We start from the raw sequence: 15,260 nt of genomic DNA on the forward strand, positions 1-15,260 counted from the left end.
AATCGATATATTCCTTATAATATCGCCTTGCAACAAGATTCGCCGATTAGTACCCACAAACCAAGAGATATAGCCTATTAATTCATGGCCGCGTTATTTTCAATCAAGAAGATTAATTATCGAGCCACTGGTGCAATTTTTATTTTTCCGTCAAGCATCGGAACACTGCGAGGATATTAAGATAAGTTCCAATCGGGAATTATTACCCACTGAGGGAAATCTATCATAATAATGAGAGAAAGAGAGTGATTGAGTAGACATTCTTTCGCACCAGAATAATTTTTCTGACACAGATTATCCCTCACAGCCCTTTACGCGTCCACCAACCTTGAAGGTAAAATACTTGAATATCTGGGTATACATATCGATGGACATATCACAGACCTTGTCACGATCAACATCAGGAGTAGCTTGTTTTTCAGACACCTGTAAATCATTTCATGCACGAATCCGCTCTGTCGCCAGTTCGGATTAATATACTGGTAATAAATAATGCTCCCAACCCCAATTAGAATAATACCCGTAGAATAGCATCCATATTATTACGTTTATTTCTGTTACGTAATGTCGTTGCGATATCTGACAAAACCACACCAATACCTGGATATCATAACCTCCATCTAATTCACCGCTAGATCCTTTATACGATAAATATTAAAGTAATGAAACTATACTACTTACACGTATATTAAAATTCACAATATGCAGTAGCTACTCTAGCGAACGTACTAATTTACAGTGAATACTTAACCATTAGGCTGGTAGGTCATCTCGTAAAAATAAGCGCTAAACGGCAACTCATACCAAACTTGAGTACTCTCCAAAAGCGAAGGGAGGATTTTTGGCTCGCAGCGTGAATAGTCTTCTGTAGGATATTGGCGCTGACAGTATCCCCGAGGGCTATCGATAAAATCCATCTTAGGAGTGCGTTTAAGCACTAAAACTTTCCCTTCACTGTTCCCCATTTGAGGTTCAATAAAAAAGAAGCTGAGCTGAGATATGAGCGCCGTAATGCTAATAGCCACCACGACTATCCACAGATAAATAGAACGCATACAGAATTCCTGCAATGAGTAAACACGATTACTCTATCAGCTAACCTATAATGAACGCCAAAAATAATAGCAGTGGTTGTCCATCGCAGGAGAAAAAGCACTTTTATATTCAAATATTGCAGCCACAGCTCACTGGATCCCTGGGTTTATCAATGTCCGTGATTTTCGTGTGCAGCGGTAACCCCTCATCACGCCAGCCGGTGACACCTCCTATCATCTCTTTAACCGCATAGCCAAGTTTGCTCAAATTAACGGCGGCGCGGTGAACACCATTGCAGTGGGGACCAGCACAGTAAATCACAAATAATGTCGCTGGCGGATAGAGTGAAAGCAAAGTGGCATCCATTAATCGATGAGGAATATTGATAGCTCCCGGTAGGTGTAGCGTGGCAAACGCCGCCTCACTACGCACATCCACCAACACAAAATCTACATTACCTTGCTGCTGGCTGGTATAGACATCTGAGCAATCAGTTTCAAATGCTAAACGCTGGGCAAAGTACTGTAATGCGCGTTCTGCACAAGCCGGTGGGATCTGACTGACTAAACTGCTCATATGATTTCTCCATTCAATATTATGAAGCATCACTTTATGAAATGGCATTAGCCGATTACAGTGGCAGAAATGACAATAAACCACTGAGATACGCCAATGAATATTTCAACTGCATTAATATCTGCCAACAGACCAACGGAGGAGCCGGGATTAGTGGTGACGCTGGCTTACGACGGATTGTGCCTATTTGAGTTTGGTATTGCGCAGGAAATATTTGGTTTAGCTCGCCCTGAATTTGATTTTCCCTGGTACCGGCACCAAGTGGTAGGTGTAGATCAACACATCACTACGGCCAATGGCAGCCTACATATTCAAGTTGATACCGATTTGTCCCTACTGGAACAGGCTAAAACCATTGTGATACCCGGTTGGCGCAGCCCTGACGCTCTCCCTCCAACAGCACTTACCGAGGCTTTGCAGCAAGCAGTCGCACGTGGTGCACGCATTATATCCATCTGTTCTGGCGTTTTTGTACTGGCGGCTGCGGGGTTATTACAGGGGAAAAGCGCCACAACTCACTGGCGCTATACCGATTATCTGGCACAACACTATCCTGACATTCATGTCGATGCCAATGTGTTGTATGTAGATGAGGGGCAAATTATCACCTCTGCGGGTAGCAGTGCCGGTATTGATGCCTGCTTACATCTGATTACCCGTGATTTTGGGGCTAAAATCGCCAATCAGGTAGCACAGCGGTTAGTCATGGCTCCCCAGCGACGGGGCGGGCAACAGCAATTTATTCCGCTGCCGCTTGCCAAAGAAACGCATCGGGATATGGCAAAAATGATGCAGCAAGTGCGCGGGCAACTGGCCCAAAATTGGAGTGTCAGCCAGATGGCCGCCGAATTGGCACTCAGTGACAGGACATTTTTACGGCATTTTTCTGCCGCCACGGGCCAATCACCCAAAATATGGTTACAGCACGAGAGAATGCACAAAGCGAAAGAATTACTAGAAAGGGATCAGATGAGTATTGCGAGGATTGCCGAATATTGCGGATTTCAGACCATTGAAGGTTTTAGAAATGCATTTCGCCAAAAAGTAGGGATCACCCCTGCGGTGTATCGGCGGCAGTTTAAATATAACTAAGGGGATATTCCAGAGTAATGAATCAATATCGACGATTGTAGACAACAAAAAACCCCGCCGTGGCGAGGTTTTTAGGTTGTTGGTTAATCTTATTTAAGAGATAAGAATAATATTATTGAGGATATTATTGTCTGCTCCGGCTTAGGCCATCATCGCTATCGCAACTTTCCAACAATACTTTTTACCAACAATGCGTTTACCAAAAAAAATCTGACCTGAGCCAGATTTAATTACAGCTAAACGTGATAGATAGCAGTGTAAATTACAGTGCTACTACGTTTACAGCTGAAGGGCCTTTCTGGCCTTGCTCGATGCTGAACTCTACGTTCTGGCCTTCATCAAGAGTTTTGTAATCAGTGCCCTGGATTGCAGAGAAATGTACGAATACATCTTTGCTACCGTCAGCAGGAGAAATAAAACCAAAACCTTTACCAGCGTCAAACCATTTTACTAAACCAGTCATTTTATTAGACATAGAGATATTTCCTTCATTATTTGTGCCAAAACGTGGCAATTGTGGTCTGCTGATCAAGAGTTACTTATGGGGGCACTAAAGAAGGAAATTCGTCGGAGAAGTGATGTCTAAAAAATATCGCTTTAACTAGGAACTGCTTTACTTAAATGGCTTACATAAATAGGTCTGTGCTACAAACCGATGAAGCTATTAACGCATGCTGAGATATTAATAGCAAGGCTTATTTATTTTGAGTATTAAATGAATGATAAAAACAAATCGTGCATAAATTATGATATACCCTAAATAATTCAAGTTGCAGGAAGGCGGCAACGAAATGACCCCACGGAGTTGAGATAACGCAATGACTTGGGTGACAAATCTGTCAGGAGCAGATTTGAACGCTGCTTGCAGCGGCCTCGCAGAGGCGAGGCCTATGGACGGGCCGAGTAGTGATGGCAGCCAACGCACATGCAGTTTGAAGTATGACGGATATAAAACCAACTGTCCTACATCGTCCGGTGGCATCCTGTGCCGGGATAGAAAGACAGATTCTAGCGGGTGAGGTTATGCTCAGACTTCGTTATAATGCCAATGAAAATCGGAAGCCGTCATAAAGGAAAAGCAATGACAATGCGTGAGCTTGAAGTACAGTTTCTTAATGCAATGAGTGAGTTGCAGTCAACTTTTGAGAAACAGCATCAGACATGGCAGGCAAGCTACAATGCATTGCAACATGAACTGGAGCAGTCAAAAGCACGGGAAACAGCATTGCGTGCTAAAAATGATATGTTGCTTAGAAAACTTAATACTGCCAATACCTTACCAGAACAACATTCATTAGTTAGGCAGATTAAAGTGTTAGGTGCACATCTTGATGCTCTGGCGAAAGATGCTGCCGCTTTCAATCATCATCTGAATAATCAGCAAAAAAATAGCGATAATTTCAGTGGCGATAACCCTTAAACACTTCGTTGACTTTATCTACTCAGGCGATTTAACAGCCAGATAATTTTACGTTGTCAATTACACCTTTTATGGCGCAAAGAAACATTCAATGACGTGGATAATTATTGCTGTTTTGATCGTGGTTTTTATTGTCGGCTACCGTGTGTTGACATCAGATACCCGTAAAGCGGTGGATACACTGGCCAATTTACTGAAGATAAAACCGATTTACATTGAATCCATGTTGCAAGAGATGGGGCAACGTCAGACACAAATGTTTATCCGCTCCACCAGCAATGGCTATGCCGAGGATGTGAGAAAGGCGGCTTATCTGGTCTTTATTTACCAAACCTTTATCAAAGACTCTTCCGATGAAAATGTGATGCAATGGCGCAATACGCTGATTCGCTCACATATATCCCCAATGCTAACGGCCGAACATACCGAAGCGGCTTTGTTCTATTTCGCAGAACTGGATTTAGATGCCTTTGAATTGGCGCAATTCCGCCGACAATATAATATGCAGTTTAATCAGGAAGCTGACGCCGTATTGCATTGATTCTGGCGCTACGGCGCGGTGACATTTATTGTGCCAAGGCGAGCTGGTTTTACGGGTACATACTGTTTAGATAGCGCAATAACATTTCTCTTGAGCTAAAACCGTGGGCAATACCGTAGCGGTCATCAGCTTCACCGGCCAGATAGAGCGGAAACTCCACATACTTATCACTGATACGAATAGTTGCCGTGGGTGTGGCAAACAACAAGCTTTTATCTTTATGCGCTGGGTGAATAACCAATGCTGTCCTGCCCATTCGGGCTTCACGGTTAACATAAACGTAATGCTCCGCTTTACGATAACCGTAAGCCTGATCAACCGTATAATCCCGATCAAAACCGGCATTCTCCAGGACCTTAGCCACTTCATCTGGCCGTAAATACATTTATTTCCCCTCTTTTTGACTACTATTGAGCGACCTTACCGTAATAAATAAGGGAAACCACGTATTTATTGGCTCAAAACGACTATTTCGGAATAGTCTACACACCATTTTCATCTCATCAGCGTTGTTTCTACTCGACTGGCACGTTAATAATCCGTTGCTGGCGTGGTAGCGTCGCACGCCAAAACCGCCACAAAAAGAGGCTGACTGAGTTACGGATAATAAAATCTTATTCAGCCCCCAGTGAGGGCTTGTTTTCACGCCATTGCGATGGGGTAGTGCCCTTAACTCGCATAAACTCGCGATTAAAATTTGATTTAGTCTGGAACCCCGCCTCTAGCATAATATCGATCACTGGCAACTCCGTACGCATCAATAGCATCGCGGCATGATCGACCCGCAACTGATTAACGTATTGCGAAACATTTTGCCCCGTTTGCTGATTAATGGCCTGCGACACTTTGCGCGGGGCAACGCCAACTTTGCGCGCCAACGTTGATAAGTTGAGTTGACTCTCCAGATACAGATTATTTTTCTTTAAGGTCAATAAGATGACAGAGAAAAGCGCCTCCAGCGATTCAGCTAATGGCTTATCATCCGTTACCGCCAACTCAGCCGGCAGCGCAGCAATCGGCTCTTCACGATGTGCGCTGGTCGCCAGGGTGTAGCACATTGTTAACGTAATCAAAAGGTTGCTGAAGCTGGCTATTAACCCAGCCTGATTTCCGGCAAAAAATGCATAGTCAGCACTGATAATGATATCGCCCACCCCCGACCCAATCAGCAAGATAGCCATCAGAAGCCATAACCGGTAGCTAAGCCAAATTTTTTCCACAGAGATCTGTTGCAAACGATCCTCACCAGGGCGCAAGTAAACCAGCACCGCAAGGCCATAAGACAAATAACTGATAATGACCATTGCATCGAGCCACTGTGGCGCGATCCAGAGACAAATTGCCGTACCGATAGGGCCTAAAGCATGTATCCCAGACGGCCAAATACCCGCCCTCCTCTCCCCGGTTGTACGAAGGAGTGCTAAATAGGTCAGCGGGGGGATAGTCATAGCGACGATAGGTTGTAAGCCATTAAACAGGGCAAGATGATAGCCATAGCGCAAGCCAATCAACCCGCTTTGTAATGCACAAACCAGCAATAGCAGCAGTAAGAATCCTCTCTGCTTACCGGATTTAATCAAATGATAAAACAAACCAATACATAAAATTGATAACAGAAAAGAGACGGGGATCAGTGGCATAACCCTTGCCTTAACAAGTGGATATCGTGAATAACGATTTTGTAGTGTAGACAGCCAGATAAGCGAAAACAAGCAGGTCCAGGGACTGGATCATGATCGAGGTCGCGGCTAAATGCCCTTCCCTCTAAGCTGACAAAGAACTCAATCAGTCAGGATATTAAATCATGAAAAATGCTGTGCTGTGCTTCTGTTTTTTGCTGTTTTTCCCGATGGTCAGTTATGGCTGGCAAACAGCGGTTACTCACATTTCATTCAATGACACTCAACGCCAGCGCCAACTTGATAGCTTAATTTATTATCCAACAGCGAAACAGGGAACAACGGCCCTACTGGGTGATAGTGCCGTCTTCAACGGTATCTCGGTTTTACCTGATGCCCCCCTTGCCACAGGCCAATTTCCATTGATTGTCCTCAGCCACGGCAGTGGTGGCAACAATACCAGTATGGCGTGGTTGGCAGATAAGCTGGTGCAGCAAGGTATGGTGGTAGTCGCAGCCAATCACCCAGGCAGTACCACTGGTAACTCTATACCGGCCAAATCAGCACAGCTATGGTTACAAACTGAAGATATCTCTTTTATTATTAGCACATTACTGTCTGATTCGCGCTGGAAGTCGGTACTGGATAATCAGCCTATTGGGGTAATTGGCCATTCGAAAGGGGGTTATAGTGCTATTGCGGCATTGGGTGCAACGCTTTCATTTCCACGTTTCATTGCCGGCTGCCAACAGCAGCCCGAACAAGCCAACTGCCAGTTTTATACCCGTGCGGAGGTAAAATTAAAGGCACTTCCAGTGCGGAAAATTGAAGGAAATTATGCTGATAAACGTTTACGTTTTGCGGTCGCTTTAGATCCCGGCATGGTGCCTTTTTATCAAAACAGTAGTCTGTTTCATTTAACAGCCCCACTGCTTCTGATTAATGCTCACTATTTTATCTCACCGAATATGGCACTAAATCTGGGCGGGAGTGAGTGGATAAAGCGGCTTAATCCGCCAAGTATAACCACAATAACCTTAGCCCACAGCGGACATTTCGATTTTCTGCCAACATGTAAACCGACAGCCCGCGCAGTTCTGGCTCAGGAAGGCGAAGACTTTATCTGTGCGACGTCAGTGACGGAAAGAGAAAAGTTACATCAGCAAACGGTTCAACAGATTGTTGAGTTCCTGCATCAACAACATATTTTGCACTGATATTTCAATATAATAATGGTGACGCACAAGCCATCCAAACTGTACGAGGCTAAATAAAGGTGTCGGTAAGAAACAGCACACAGGCAAGTGATACACCACATAGGGTCATCACACTGAAAATCAGCTCGAACAGATAACGATTGATCATGATGGTTAGCCTATAAAAAAAGACACCCGGCGTTAACCGGGTGTCTGGAATTGGCTAGACTGTGCGGTACGGAGTGCCCGCATTCCGGCATAATTATGCTGCTGGCGCTGTTGCTGATTTTTTAACCGCTTTATGGTGTTTTTTAGCGGCTTGGGCTTTCTGAGCTGGCTGAGCTGGCGCTTTTTTCACGTGTTTTTTAGCGGCCTGTGCTTTTTGAGCAGGTGCTTTTTTCACATGTTTTTTAGCAGACTGTGCTTTTTGTTCTGTGGTTTGTTTGGTTGCTTTATGTTTTTTATGGTGAGTTGCTTTAGCTGGTGCTGCATTTTCTGCGGCAGGCGCAGCAGTAGTGCTGGTTGCAGCTGGTGCTGCTGTAGCGGCCGCAGTAGTTTCAGCAGCGAAAGCAACAGAAGACAGACCCATGGTTGCAGCAACGATCAGCGCTAATACTTTTTTCATTTTAAAATCCTCAGAGTTTGTTTCGCTAAGCCCCCGGTGGGGCCGTTGAAAGAATCATAGAGGAATCAATTTTTCCTTTCCGTGAGTCATTGGTTTCGCTAAGTAACCAAATGTACAAAGTAATAGTGATTATTATTTACGCCATACATTATGAATCACGCTATTTAAAAGCAGCCCTGTTCGGGAGGCATGGTGGTTAATTATCCCCTCGCCTTCGGATTAGTCCTGAAGCGCATGTCACATCGACGTGATGGACTATGCTTAATGTTCATCAGGCAAAACGGAGAGTCAAATGTTCAAGAAATCAGAAAAAATTGAAAGAGATCTCAATCAGGACGTGACCCTTCTGGCAGATACTCTTGACGATGTATTGCGTTCATCAGGTGAGAAAACCAAAGAGGAACTGACCAAAGTGCGCCACAATGCCGAAGGTGTATTACGTGATGCGCGAGCGCGTTTCAACGGTTCGACCAGCCTAAAACAGCATGCCCGAGATGTTGCAGGTAACGCAGATGACTACATCCGCGACAAACCATGGCAAGGTGTCGGTATTGGTGCTGCGGTCGGTATCGTACTGGGTGTGCTGTTAGCACGCCGTTAAAAATAATCGGATAGCCGATAAACCGCCGGTATTTTATCCCCCTCATTGCTGTGTCTACTTATAGGGATGACGATATCTGGCAGTTTGGTTAATCGGTGGCCCCAGTGATAATAGATGCACTGCGGGCCAATTCTCTTACCCGGTAAATAGCGGTTATTAACCAGACGTAGGGTTATTAAGAGACATAGAAGTAATAACTTTGGCCAATAGGGCCACCAGCCGATCAGTTTCTGCCACAGAAGTGAGATTAGTAAATCCCATCAACAATCCATTTCCACCGGTTGCCTGGCTCGTTTCTGCCAACGCCCAATCTGATAGCGCCTGAACCGCTAACCCTTGCTGCCGCGCCCGTATTGCTACGGCATAATCAGCAAAACCCTTATCCAATCGCGCCAGTAATTGTATCCCTCCAGCTTGCTGTTCAACCTCAACAACGCCTGCCAACTGCCGCCTCAGACTTGTCGATAGCATCTCACGCCGTTCGGCATATAAATGACGCATACGTTTCAGATGGCGATAAAAATGCCCCTGATTGATAAACTCCGCCACACTGGCCTGTATCAGTGGTGGGCTGGTACAAATGCGTAACTGGCATCGCTGATTAAATAGTGCCACCCGTTGTGCTGGAACGACCAGATAAGCCAGCCTCAGTGCCGGAAACATCACTTTGCTGAAGGTACCGGCATAGAGCACCCGCCCCTGCCGGTCCAACGTTTTCAGCGGTGGCAGTGGCCGCCCTTGATACCGGAACTCACTGTCATAGTCATCTTCAATAATCCATGCATGCTGCTGATCGGCCCAATCCAACAGGGCAATACGTCGTGCCAGACTGAGCGCCACCCCTAACGGGCTTTGATGGGCTGGGGTGACGATGGCAAAACGTGCCTGGGGGCAGTCGTTAATTGCCGCACCGACATCCATTCCGTCCTGATCAACTGCGACCGGATGCGGAATAAGCCCAGCTTCGCGAATCAGTTGCCGTGTCACAGGATAGCCTGGATCCTCCAACCAGCCACGATCGCCCGGTTGCAGTAAGGTACTGATCACCAGATCCAGCAATGACTGATAGCCTGAGCAAATAAAAACTTGTTCAGGCTGGCAACTCACCCCGCGTGATAACTGTAAGTAATGTGCTATTGCTTCGCGCAATAACCCAAGCCCGGTAGCGGGGGGATGTCCAAGGGATGATGCGGTGAGATTATGTAACTGTTTGGCCATGATTCGCCCCCATTGCGCTCGGGGGAAAGCGTCCAGCGCCGGTAATCCTAGCTCGAAGGGCCGCGCCACCGGACTAACCGTTGAGACTTTATTCACCACAACAGGTTGCGCACTCTGAGTTAATGGCAGCAAAGGGGCATCACGTAACTGAGCTGAAACGTAAGTCCCACTCTGCCCACGACTTTGCAAATACCCCTCGGCAATTAATTGACCATAGGCATTTTCCACCGTACCTCGTGCCACCCCCACTTCACTGGCTAGCACCCGAATCGAGGGTAACCGCGAGTCAGGCAGCAATACCCCTTGCACGATGGCATCTTTAATACGCTGATAAAGCTGACGGTAGACCGGCTCGTTTTGTCGGCTATCCAGGCTCAGAAGATGTGAAAAAACCCTCATCATGACCCACTAAAATAAGTAATTTATGGCTCTATAGTATAGGTCATCACCGCGCTAGAGTAGCGCCATACTCTACGGTACCTCACAGGAACATATCATGGTTGCACAACGTCTTTATTTTTCCGAACTTTCACCTACAACCTATAAAGCACTGGTTAATGCGTCTCTCTCATTAGATAAGAGTTCGTTACCCAAAGCATTGATAGAAATGATTTTTATGCGGGTATCACAAATCAACGGCTGTGCATTCTGCTTGAATATGCACGGTAAATTCTTGCGTGAGAACGGTTTTGATAATGCCAAAATGGATGTGATAGCTGGCTGGCGTCTCAGTAATGCATTTACTGAAGCAGAAAGAGCAGCATTAGACTGGGCAGAAGCGGTGACTTACATCACCACCAGTGGCACACCTGATAATATCTTCGACGCCTTAAAAGTACATTTTACCGATGCTGAAATTTCCGATTTAACTTTTGCTATCAGTATCATGAATGCCTTTAACCGCTTAGCCGTCAGCCTGCGCCAGTAAATCATCTTGCCCGCAACAACTCCGCAATAGAAATATTTTTATCCTCCTTATTATTACTAAATCTACCGCCAGCCCCGTGCTGGCGGCCCTGTCGCTGAACAATGCATGAATTCTCAATAAATAACTACATGTAGTGTGGTTGAATTAAATAAACACTAGATATAGTATTTATTTTATCACCTACGGAAATGAAACCGCAGTTGATTATCAGAGGCAGGTCGTCGCGGCACCTTAACAACCTGACTAATCCGCCTTTCCTCATTACAAAAGGTAAATGCGAATCATGAGTATTATTATTTACAGTAAACCTGATTGTGTCCAGTGCAATGCCACTTACCGAGCATTCGACAAACAAGGAATAGCCTATCAGGTCATTGATTTAACAGCAGATTTACAAGCATTAAATCATGTGAAATCTCTTGGTTATCAACAGGTGCCAGTGATTGTTGCCGGCAATGAACATTGGTCCGGCTTCCGCCCTGACAAAATTAACGCACTGGTTCAGGCCGTCAGTGCCTGATGGGGGGACAAGATGAATCCGCTGGTCTATTTTTCCAGCTCGTCGGAGAACACTCACCGTTTTGTCGGGAAGCTGGAACTCCCGGCAATACGTATCCCTATTGCCGGTGCCCGGAAAACACCGCAGATCGAGCAGCCCTATATTTTGTTAGTACCCAGTTATGGTGGTGGCAGCCCGATAGGAGCAGTACCGATTCAGGTGATCCGTTTTCTAAATGATCCACACAACCGTTCATTGATTCGCGGCGTTATTGCTGCGGGTAACACTAATTTTGGCGACGCCTATTGTCTGGCAGGGAAAATCATCTCCCAAAAATGTCAGGTTCCTTATCTGTATCGTTTTGAACTACTGGGTACAGCAGAAGATGTGGCTAACGTGCGCAAGGGAGTAACTGAATTTTGGCAACGACAGAACTGAATATCACTGATCCATCCAGTAGCGAGCTTGACTATCACTCACTGAATGCGATGCTAAACCTCTATGATGCTGATGGACGTATCCAGTTTGACAAAGACCGGTTGGCGGCACGTCAATATTTCTTGCAACACGTCAATCAAAACACCGTGTTCTTCCACAATTTGCAAGAAAAACTCGATTATCTGGTCGAAGAAGGATATTACGAGAAAGAGGTGCTGGCTCAGTACGATTTCAGCTTTATCAAAAGCTTATTCCAGCAGGCCTATAGCAAAAAATTTCGTTTTCCCACTTTCCTTGGCGCCTTTAAATATTACACCAGCTATACCCTGAAAACCTTTGATGGCAAACGTTATCTGGAACGCTACGAAGACCGTGTTTGCATGGTGGCGCTAACACTGGCAGCAGGTGACCCGACACTGGCGCAAGAACTGGTAGAAGAGATAATCTCTGGTCGATTCCAACCGGCCACCCCGACATTCCTCAATTGTGGTAAAAAACAGCGTGGTGAGCTTGTCTCCTGCTTCTTGTTACGCATTGAAGATAATATGGAATCAATTGGCCGCTCTATTAACTCAGCGCTGCAATTGTCTAAACGTGGTGGCGGGGTCGCTTTCCTACTAAGTAATATTCGTGAAGTCGGTGCGCCAATCAAACGGATTGAAAACCAATCCTCCGGCGTCATCCCTATCATGAAAATGCTGGAAGATGCCTTTTCTTATGCTAACCAGTTGGGCGCACGGCAAGGTGCGGGGGCGGTATATCTCCATGCCCATCACCCCGATATTTTACGTTTTCTGGATACCAAACGCGAAAACGCCGATGAAAAAGTTCGTATAAAAACCCTCTCATTGGGTGTGGTTATCCCGGATATTACCTTTGAGCTGGCGAAGAATAACGAAGAAATGTACCTGTTCTCTCCTTACGATGTAGAACAGGTTTACGGTTTACCGATGTCAGAAATCAGCATCAGCGAAAAATACCGCGAGATGGTCAATGACAAGCGCATCCATAAAAGCAAAATCAAGGCACGCGAGTTCTTCCAGATTCTAGCCGAGATCCAGTTTGAATCCGGCTATCCCTACATGATGTTTGAGGACACGGTTAATCGCGCCAATCCGATTAAAGGTCGAATCAATATGAGTAACCTGTGCTCAGAAATTTTGCAGGTTAATTCACCAACCGAATACAACGACGATCTTAGCTATCGCCATATCGGTAAAGATATCTCTTGTAACCTTGGTTCGATGAATATCGCGCATACCATGGATTCACCAGACTTTGGCAAATCGATTGAAACCGCTATTCGTGGGCTGACTGCCGTCTCCGATATGAGCAATATCCGCTCAGTACCCTCTATCGAGAAAGGTAATCAAGAATCCCATGCCATTGGCCTGGGGCAGATGAATCTGCACGGTTATCTGGCCCGCGAGCATATTTTCTACGGCTCTGAAGAGGCGCTCGATTTTACTAATATCTACTTTTATAGCGTGGTATATCACGCCATCCGCGCCTCGAACCAACTGGCAATAGAACGAGGCCACCACTTTAAAGGCTTTGATCAGTCAGATTATGCCTCGGGCACTTATTTCACAAAATATGTCGAGCAGAGCTGGCTGCCTAAAACCGCCAAAGTACAGGCACTATTTGCTCAGGCCGCTATTGTACTGCCCGATCAGCAAGATTGGGCCGCGTTACGCCAGTCAGTGATGGAACACGGTATTTATAACCAGAACTTGCAGGCGGTGCCGCCTACCGGTTCTATTTCCTATATCAATCATTCGACATCGAGCATTCACCCGATTGTCTCACCGATTGAGATTCGCAAAGAAGGCAAGATTGGCCGAGTCTATTATCCCGCACCTTACATGACTAACGATAACCTTGAATATTATCAGGATGCTTACCAGATAGGGCCGGAGAAAATCATTGATACCTACGCTGAGGCAACACAGCATGTCGATCAAGGGCTATCACTGACCCTGTTCTTCCGTGATACCGCCAGTACCCGCGATATTAATAAAGCGCAAATTTATGCCTGGAAGAAAGGGATTAAGACCATTTATTACATCCGGCTGCGTCAGATGGCGCTCGAAGGCACTGAAGTCGAAGGTTGTGTTTCTTGCTCGCTGTAATTCGCGGCACTGAATGAATAAAAATGGTTGATAAGGAAAATGATATGAACGCAGTAAAACCGATAACACACGTCAGTGCCATTAACTGGAATAAGATTGAAGACGATAAAGACCTGGAAGTATGGAACCGCCTGACAGCTAATTTCTGGTTGCCGGAAAAAGTCCCACTATCAAATGACATTCCCTCTTGGGCAACGCTGACACCTAATGAACAACAGCTTACGATTCGGGTTTTTACCGGCCTGACACTGCTGGATACTATTCAGAATACATTGGGTGCGCCGGCTCTGATTAAAGATGCCATTACCCCCCATGAGGAAGCGGTATTCTCGAATATCAGCTTTATGGAAGCGGTCCATGCTCGCTCTTATAGCTCTATTTTTTCTACTCTTTGCATGACATCTGATGTGGACGATGCCTATCGCTGGAGTGAAGAGAATGGCCCACTACAAAATAAAGCCAATATTATCTTACAGCACTATCATAATGATGACCCACTGAAGAAAAAGATAGCCAGTGTATTTCTGGAATCATTTTTATTCTATTCCGGTTTCTATTTACCGATGTATTGGTCCAGCCGGGCAAAATTAACCAACACTGCCGATCTTATTCGATTAATCATCCGTGACGAGGCAGTACATGGTTATTATATCGGCTACAAATTTCAGAAAGGGTTGGAGAAAGTCGACAATAGTCGCCGCCAGGAAATAAAGAACTTTGCCTTCGATCTGCTGCAAGACTTATATGACAATGAGGTGCGCTACACCGAGGACCTGTATGATAAGGTTGGCTGGACCGAAGATGTCAAAAAGTTCCTTCATTATAATGCCAATAAAGCATTAATGAATTTAGGTTATGAAGCCTTATTCCCCGCCAGTCAAGCAGCAGTCAGTCCGGCCATTCTGGCGGCATTATCACCAAATGCAGACGAGAATCACGATTTCTTCTCCGGTTCTGGTTCCTCTTATGTGATTGGCAAGGCAGTCAACACCGAAGACGAAGATTGGGATTTTTAAGCGTTCCCTATCGGTGCCCCACCCTCACTTTTATGGCATAAAAATGAGGCGATCCACATCCACTGGCAGCCGCAGCAAGGCTGCCCTCTATTGGGTGATGATTTAATGCCTCAGTCACCTTGTAAACTCACCACCACATATCCGCTATATTTACCTACGCAATGAACAGAACCACAACTAAAAACTGAAATTATTACCTGACTACTAATTTAGGCGCAGGCCAGTATATCAGGGGGATTCAGCATGTCTCTTGTGACGATAAAAATGTCATATCAGCATGATGACGGATGCTCAAACCGAAGGCTGACCACAAGAAAAATCGAG

Annotated in this window: 17 protein-coding genes; 10 read left to right on the forward strand and 7 right to left on the reverse strand. The window is 45.6% G+C overall.

Annotation, left to right across the window (positions count from 1 at the left end):
- Positions 1-746 precede the first annotated feature (746 nt).
- Both V2A85_RS05510 and V2A85_RS05515 read right to left on the reverse strand, forming a co-directional pair.
- The gene (locus tag V2A85_RS05510) at positions 747-1,055 is read right to left on the reverse strand and encodes a DNA-directed RNA polymerase subunit beta (protein WP_420071020.1); all 309 of its coding nucleotides are present in this window, start codon (positions 1,053-1,055) and stop codon (positions 747-749) included.
- Positions 1,056-1,164: 109 nt separating this feature from the next.
- On the reverse strand, positions 1,165-1,611 hold the full coding sequence (locus V2A85_RS05515; RefSeq protein WP_420071021.1) for a rhodanese-like domain-containing protein: 447 nt from the start codon (positions 1,609-1,611) through the stop codon (positions 1,165-1,167).
- Positions 1,612-1,707: 96 nt separating this feature from the next.
- Here V2A85_RS05515 and ftrA point away from each other — a divergent pair, with 96 nt between their 5' ends.
- Complete coding sequence (gene ftrA / locus V2A85_RS05520; RefSeq protein WP_372559722.1) at positions 1,708-2,703, forward strand: transcriptional regulator FtrA; 996 nt, start codon at positions 1,708-1,710, stop codon at positions 2,701-2,703.
- A gap of 262 nt (positions 2,704-2,965) precedes the next feature.
- Here ftrA and cspE read toward each other — a convergent pair whose 3' ends face one another.
- Positions 2,966-3,178, reverse strand: a complete 213-nt coding sequence (gene cspE / locus V2A85_RS05525; RefSeq protein WP_005275958.1) for a cold shock domain-containing protein — start codon at positions 3,176-3,178, stop codon at positions 2,966-2,968.
- Positions 3,179-3,784: 606 nt separating this feature from the next.
- On the opposite strand from cspE, the gene V2A85_RS05530 reads away from it, so the two are divergent.
- Entirely contained in the window at positions 3,785-4,123 is a 339-nt protein-coding gene (locus tag V2A85_RS05530) for an MbeD/MobD family mobilization/exclusion protein (protein WP_372559723.1), read from the forward strand.
- 91 nt (positions 4,124-4,214) lie between these two features.
- Positions 4,215-4,664, forward strand: a complete 450-nt coding sequence (locus V2A85_RS05535; RefSeq protein ID WP_083163035.1) for a DUF1198 domain-containing protein — start codon at positions 4,215-4,217, stop codon at positions 4,662-4,664.
- Between the two features lie 49 nt (positions 4,665-4,713).
- Here the strand turns inward: V2A85_RS05535 and V2A85_RS05540 are convergent, their stop codons facing one another.
- On the reverse strand, positions 4,714-5,049 hold the full coding sequence (locus V2A85_RS05540) for a DUF2002 family protein (RefSeq protein ID WP_083163033.1): 336 nt from the start codon (positions 5,047-5,049) through the stop codon (positions 4,714-4,716).
- Between the two features lie 229 nt (positions 5,050-5,278).
- Positions 5,279-6,304 carry a helix-turn-helix domain-containing protein gene (locus tag V2A85_RS05545; protein WP_420071022.1) on the reverse strand — a complete coding sequence of 342 codons (1,026 nt, stop codon included), beginning with the start codon at positions 6,302-6,304 and terminating at the stop codon, positions 5,279-5,281.
- 164 nt (positions 6,305-6,468) lie between these two features.
- On the opposite strand from V2A85_RS05545, the gene V2A85_RS05550 reads away from it, so the two are divergent.
- Positions 6,469-7,500 (forward strand): alpha/beta hydrolase family protein, encoded by a 1,032-nt coding sequence (locus tag V2A85_RS05550; RefSeq protein ID WP_420071023.1) that lies wholly within the window; start codon positions 6,469-6,471, stop codon positions 7,498-7,500.
- Positions 7,501-7,741: 241 nt separating this feature from the next.
- Here V2A85_RS05550 and asr read toward each other — a convergent pair whose 3' ends face one another.
- Positions 7,742-8,104 carry an acid resistance repetitive basic protein Asr gene (gene asr / locus V2A85_RS05555; RefSeq protein ID WP_083163029.1) on the reverse strand — a complete coding sequence of 121 codons (363 nt, stop codon included), beginning with the start codon at positions 8,102-8,104 and terminating at the stop codon, positions 7,742-7,744.
- A 292-nt stretch (positions 8,105-8,396) separates the two neighbouring features.
- Here asr and V2A85_RS05560 point away from each other — a divergent pair, with 292 nt between their 5' ends.
- The gene (locus V2A85_RS05560; protein WP_083163027.1) at positions 8,397-8,705 is read left to right on the forward strand and encodes a DUF883 family protein; all 309 of its coding nucleotides are present in this window, start codon (positions 8,397-8,399) and stop codon (positions 8,703-8,705) included.
- Positions 8,706-8,861: 156 nt separating this feature from the next.
- Here the strand turns inward: V2A85_RS05560 and V2A85_RS05565 are convergent, their stop codons facing one another.
- Positions 8,862-10,325: a PLP-dependent aminotransferase family protein gene (locus tag V2A85_RS05565; protein WP_420071024.1), complete on the reverse strand. Its 1,464-nt coding sequence runs from the start codon at positions 10,323-10,325 to the stop codon at positions 8,862-8,864.
- A 94-nt stretch (positions 10,326-10,419) separates the two neighbouring features.
- Between V2A85_RS05565 and V2A85_RS05570 the strand changes: the two genes are divergently transcribed.
- The 5 genes from V2A85_RS05570 (at position 10,420) to nrdF (ending at position 14,936) form a co-directional block, all read left to right on the forward strand.
- Positions 10,420-10,851 carry a carboxymuconolactone decarboxylase family protein gene (locus tag V2A85_RS05570; protein WP_420071025.1) on the forward strand — a complete coding sequence of 144 codons (432 nt, stop codon included), beginning with the start codon at positions 10,420-10,422 and terminating at the stop codon, positions 10,849-10,851.
- A gap of 283 nt (positions 10,852-11,134) precedes the next feature.
- On the forward strand, positions 11,135-11,371 hold the full coding sequence (gene nrdH / locus V2A85_RS05575) for a glutaredoxin-like protein NrdH (protein ID WP_372559729.1): 237 nt from the start codon (positions 11,135-11,137) through the stop codon (positions 11,369-11,371).
- A gap of 12 nt (positions 11,372-11,383) precedes the next feature.
- Complete coding sequence (nrdI, locus tag V2A85_RS05580) at positions 11,384-11,788, forward strand: class Ib ribonucleoside-diphosphate reductase assembly flavoprotein NrdI (protein WP_372559730.1); 405 nt, start codon at positions 11,384-11,386, stop codon at positions 11,786-11,788.
- On the forward strand, positions 11,770-13,920 hold the full coding sequence (gene nrdE / locus V2A85_RS05585; RefSeq protein WP_372559731.1) for a class 1b ribonucleoside-diphosphate reductase subunit alpha: 2,151 nt from the start codon (positions 11,770-11,772) through the stop codon (positions 13,918-13,920). Before nrdI ends, nrdE begins: the two co-directional genes overlap by 19 nt.
- 44 nt (positions 13,921-13,964) lie before the next feature.
- Positions 13,965-14,936 carry a class 1b ribonucleoside-diphosphate reductase subunit beta gene (nrdF, locus tag V2A85_RS05590; protein ID WP_372559732.1) on the forward strand — a complete coding sequence of 324 codons (972 nt, stop codon included), beginning with the start codon at positions 13,965-13,967 and terminating at the stop codon, positions 14,934-14,936.
- Positions 14,937-15,260: the final 324 nt, after the last annotated feature.

It is taken from the genome of Yersinia sp. 1252 StPb PI, assembly GCF_048593885.1.
GTDB classification, from domain to species: domain Bacteria; phylum Pseudomonadota; class Gammaproteobacteria; order Enterobacterales; family Enterobacteriaceae; genus Yersinia; species Yersinia enterocolitica_E.

Bases quoted from the DNA above. Each gene is read 5' to 3' on its own strand.
- V2A85_RS05510 (WP_420071020.1), bottom strand. From the start codon at position 1,055: ATGCGTTCTATTTATCTGTGGATAGTCGTGGTGGCTATTAGCATTACG.
- V2A85_RS05515 (WP_420071021.1), bottom strand. From the start codon at position 1,611: ATGAGCAGTTTAGTCAGTCAGATCCCACCGGCTTGTGCAGAACGCGCA.
- ftrA (WP_372559722.1), top strand. From the start codon at position 1,708: ATGAATATTTCAACTGCATTAATATCTGCCAACAGACCAACGGAGGAG.
- cspE (WP_005275958.1), bottom strand. From the start codon at position 3,178: ATGTCTAATAAAATGACTGGTTTAGTAAAATGGTTTGACGCTGGTAAA.
- V2A85_RS05530 (WP_372559723.1), top strand. From the start codon at position 3,785: ATGACAATGCGTGAGCTTGAAGTACAGTTTCTTAATGCAATGAGTGAG.
- V2A85_RS05535 (WP_083163035.1), top strand. From the start codon at position 4,215: ATGACGTGGATAATTATTGCTGTTTTGATCGTGGTTTTTATTGTCGGC.
- V2A85_RS05540 (WP_083163033.1), bottom strand. From the start codon at position 5,049: ATGTATTTACGGCCAGATGAAGTGGCTAAGGTCCTGGAGAATGCCGGT.
- V2A85_RS05545 (WP_420071022.1), bottom strand. From the start codon at position 6,304: ATGCCACTGATCCCCGTCTCTTTTCTGTTATCAATTTTATGTATTGGT.
- V2A85_RS05550 (WP_420071023.1), top strand. From the start codon at position 6,469: ATGAAAAATGCTGTGCTGTGCTTCTGTTTTTTGCTGTTTTTCCCGATG.
- asr (WP_083163029.1), bottom strand. From the start codon at position 8,104: ATGAAAAAAGTATTAGCGCTGATCGTTGCTGCAACCATGGGTCTGTCT.
- V2A85_RS05560 (WP_083163027.1), top strand. From the start codon at position 8,397: ATGTTCAAGAAATCAGAAAAAATTGAAAGAGATCTCAATCAGGACGTG.
- V2A85_RS05565 (WP_420071024.1), bottom strand. From the start codon at position 10,325: ATGATGAGGGTTTTTTCACATCTTCTGAGCCTGGATAGCCGACAAAAC.
- V2A85_RS05570 (WP_420071025.1), top strand. From the start codon at position 10,420: ATGGTTGCACAACGTCTTTATTTTTCCGAACTTTCACCTACAACCTAT.
- nrdH (WP_372559729.1), top strand. From the start codon at position 11,135: ATGAGTATTATTATTTACAGTAAACCTGATTGTGTCCAGTGCAATGCC.
- nrdI (WP_372559730.1), top strand. From the start codon at position 11,384: ATGAATCCGCTGGTCTATTTTTCCAGCTCGTCGGAGAACACTCACCGT.
- nrdF (WP_372559732.1), top strand. From the start codon at position 13,965: ATGAACGCAGTAAAACCGATAACACACGTCAGTGCCATTAACTGGAAT.